Origin of the sequence: Actinotalea ferrariae CF5-4 (genome assembly GCF_000603945.1) — a bacterium.
GTDB lineage: Bacteria > Actinomycetota > Actinomycetes > Actinomycetales > Cellulomonadaceae > Actinotalea > Actinotalea ferrariae.
Genome location: NZ_AXCW01000336.1, coordinates 1 through 3,605, shown reverse-complemented (window position 1 = coordinate 3,605; position 3,605 = coordinate 1). Strand labels below are relative to the sequence as shown.

The window sequence follows — 3,605 nt, the reverse complement described above, 5'->3', positions numbered from 1 at the left end:
CGGACCGCCGGTGCCCCCGTCCGCGCGGCGGCCCGCCCACGCCGCGCGGTGGTCCCGCCGTCGGGCGACGGCCCAGGCGACTGCGAACGCGAGCCCCTGGCAGACGACGACGAGCCCCGCGCTGCCCACGTCCAGCACGTAGCTGCCCCACGTGCCGACGACCGCGGCGCCGACCGCCACCGCCGGGGCCACGAGCAGCATGCGCTGGATGCGGTCGGTGAGCAGGAACGCCGTCGCGCCGGGGGTGATGAGCATCGCGACGGCGAGCACCACCCCGACCGCCTGCAGCGCGACGACGACGGTGACCGCCAGCAGTCCCAGGAGCAGGGCCCCGGTCCGCCGCACGGGCAGGCCGATGACGTGCCCGTGCACGCGGTCGAAGGCGTACAGGGTGATGTCCCGCCGCAGCAGGAGGAGGACCGCGGTCGCGAGCGCGGCGAGGACGAGGACCTGGAGCACGTCGGCGTCGGACACGCCGAGGACGTTGCCGAACAGCACGTGGGAGAGGTCGACCTGGCTGGGTGTGACGGACACGAGCACGATCCCGACCGCGAACACGGTCGTGAACACCACGCCGATGGCGGTGTCCTCCTTCAGCCGTGTCGTCTCGCGGACGGCGCCGATGAGGGCGACCGCGCCGACGCCGAAGAGGAACGCGCCGATCGCGAACGGCGCCCCGACGAGGTAGGACAGCACGACGCCGGGCAGCACGGCGTGGGCGACGGCGTCACCCATGAGAGACCACCCGATGAGCACCAGCCAGCAGCTGAGCAGCGCGCACACGACGCTCGCCACGACGGTGACGAGCAGGGCGCGCTGCATGAAGGCGAACTGCCACGGCTCGGTGAGCAGGTCCCACGCCCCGGCGGGGACCGCGCCGAGCACCGACACGGCGGCCGACGACGCGAGGCCCGTCATGCGGCACCCCCCGGTCCGGTCGCCGTCCACCCGGACGCGTCGAGCCCGAAGGCCCGGGCGAGGTTCTCCGGGGTGAGCACCTCCGCCGTGGGACCGGCGGCGAGCACCCTGCGGTGCAGGAGGACCGACCGGGAGCACAGCTGGGGCAGCGAGCCCAGGTCGTGCGTCGAGACGAGGACGCTGCCGCCGGCCGCGACGAGCTCCCGCAGCACCTGCTCGACCGCCGCCTGCGAGGTCACGTCGAGGCCCGTGAACGGCTCGTCGAGCAGGAGCACCCGGGCGTCCTGGGCCAGCGCCCGGGCCAGCAGCGCGCGCTGGCGCTGGCCGCCCGAGAGGCGGCCGATCCGGCGGTCGGCCAGGTCCGCGAGACCGACCCGGGCCAGCGCGTCGTCGGCGGCCTGCTCGTCCGCGGCGCGCGCGCGTCGCGTCAGGCCCATCCGGTGGTACCGGCCCATGAGCACGACGTCCCGGACGGTGACCGGGAAGTCGCGGTCCAGGTCGTCCTGCTGGGGGACGTACCCGAGCAGCCCCTCGGCGCGCGCCCGGTCCACGCTGCGGCCGAGCACGGTGACGTCACCCGTCCCCGCACGCTGGAGACCGACCACGGTCCGGAAGAGGGTGGACTTCCCCGAGCCGTTCATGCCGACCAGACCGCAGGCCTCGCCGACGCCGACCTCCAGGTCCACGTCCTCCAGGGCGACGACCTCGCGGTACCGCACCCCGAGGCCCCGCACGCGCAGTGCCGGCGTGCCCGCGGGCGTGCCCGTCGGGGGCCCGTCCGCCGGGCTCGGGTCGGGGCGTCGCCACGCCCCCAGGGCTGGTGTCATGTCGTCGCTCCGGTCAGTCCGGCGACCACGACGTCGACGTCGTGCCGCAGCAGGTCGAGGTACGTCGGTGCCGGTCCGTCCGGCCCGGTCAGCGAGTCGACGTAGAGGGTTCCGCCGAACCGTGCACCGGTCTCCGCCGCGACCTGCAGCTGGGCGGTCGGCGGCACCGTGGACTCGCAGAACACGGCGGGGACGCCGCGGTCGCGGACGGTGAGGACGACGCCCGCCACCTGGCGCGGTGTGCCCTGGCGCTCGGCGTTGACCGGCCACAGGTATGCCTCCTCCAGCCCGGCGTCGCGCGCGAGGTAGGAGAACGCGCCCTCGCAGGTGACGAGCACCCGGCGGTCGGCGGGCAGGTCGCGCAGCCGGCCCACGAGCTCGGCGTGGAGGGCCTCCAGCTCGGCGCCGTACGCCTCGGCCCGCCGCTGGTACGCGTCCGCGCGGGGCGGGTCCAGGAGGGCGAGCTCCTGGGCGATGCGCTCGACGTAGTGCACGCCCACGCGCGGTGACATCCACGCGTGGGGGTTGACCGCGTCGCTGCCCGCGATCGGCAGCGGGTCGATGCCGTCGGTGAGGACCACGGTCGGGAGGCCGAGGGGCTCGACGAGGCGCCCGACCCAGTTCTCCAGCCCGAGCCCGTTGACCAGCAGCAGGTCGGCGCCGACGGCGCGCCGCAGGTCGTCCGGGGTCGGCTCGTACCCGTGGATCTCCGAGCCCGGCTTCGTCACGGAGGTCACGACGACGTCGTCCCCACCGACCACGCGGGCCATGTCGGCCAGCACCGTGAACGTGGCGACCACCCGGGGCCGGTCGTCCGGCGGCGAGCCGGACGGCGTCGCGGGCGTCGCCGCGAGGGCGCACCCCGCGAGCGCGGCGGCAGCGAGCGCGCCGGCGAGGGCGAGAACCGTCCGATGTTTCGGCACCCCGAAATCTCATCACGGCCGCCCCGCGTGCGCCAGACCCGCGCCGACCGGGTCGCGGCGGGTCGTCAGCGCGTCGTCAGCGGGTCGTCAGGGGTGGCGTCCCCACGGCCCCGGCGGGGCCGTCAGCGAGCCAGGCGCAGCAGCACCTCGACGGTCCCCTGGGGGTCCACGGTGACGAAGCCGAGCTCCGGGGGCGTGAGGCCGTGGTCCGCGAGGACGACCGGGACCGTCCCGGCGACCTCCAGCCCGCCGTCCGCGCGCTGAGCGACCAGCGAGGCCGTGACGGGCCGCTCGACGCCGTGGAGGACCAGGACCCCGGGGGCCTCGACCGGCACACCCTCCCCCGCGTCCGCGAGCGCGGCCACGTCGACCGGTTCGGTCAGCCGGAAGACGGCCTGCGGGTGCGTGCTGGTGTCGAGCGCGCGGCGGAAGTACGCGTCCCGGGCCGACTCGTCGGTCTCCACCGCGGCGACGTCGACGACGACCTCGGCTGCCGTGAGCACCCCGTCCGTGATCGTGATGCTGCCCGTGACCTGGTCGGTCCGGCCGACGACGGTCACGGGCTGCCCGGACAGCACCTCGCCCAGCCGGTACCCCGCCTCCGACCCCTCGCCGACGCGCCAGGCGCCCTCGAGGTCCAGCGGCCCGGGTGCCACGAGGACGGCCTCGGGCTGCGCCTGCTCCGGCAGGGCCAGCGGCGCCCGGGCGTCCGGGGCGAACAGCCGGGCGTAGACCCACGGCCCCCCGGCGAACAGCCCGACGACGACGAGGACGACCGAGAGCGTCACGAGGACCCGGCGCCGCACGACGTGCTCGGGCGGTGCCGCCTGGGGGCGCTCCGTCTCGATGGTCCCGCTCATCGCGCCTCCTCCGGGGCCACCGGGCGGCGCCGCGCGGCGAGCGCGACCGCGACGACGGCGGCCGCGGCGACCGCGAG

General features: G+C 76.2%; 4 protein-coding genes. All 4 read right to left on the bottom strand.

The window, feature by feature from the left end:
- The coding region (locus N866_RS17350) for a metal ABC transporter permease (protein ID WP_052023209.1) at positions 1–822 on the bottom strand (822 nt) is incomplete at its 3' end.
- 92 nt (positions 823–914) lie between these two features.
- The gene (locus tag N866_RS17345) at positions 915–1,745 is read right to left on the bottom strand and encodes a metal ABC transporter ATP-binding protein (protein ID WP_081802781.1); all 831 of its coding nucleotides are present in this window, start codon (positions 1,743–1,745) and stop codon (positions 915–917) included.
- Positions 1,742–2,668, bottom strand: coding sequence for a metal ABC transporter solute-binding protein, Zn/Mn family (locus tag N866_RS17340; protein WP_034228910.1), 927 nt, complete (start codon positions 2,666–2,668; stop codon positions 1,742–1,744). The genes N866_RS17345 and N866_RS17340 overlap by 4 nt, the downstream gene beginning before the upstream one ends.
- A gap of 122 nt (positions 2,669–2,790) precedes the next feature.
- On the bottom strand, positions 2,791–3,528 hold the full coding sequence (locus N866_RS17335; protein WP_052023208.1) for a YceI family protein: 738 nt from the start codon (positions 3,526–3,528) through the stop codon (positions 2,791–2,793).
- Positions 3,529–3,605 lie beyond the last annotated feature (77 nt).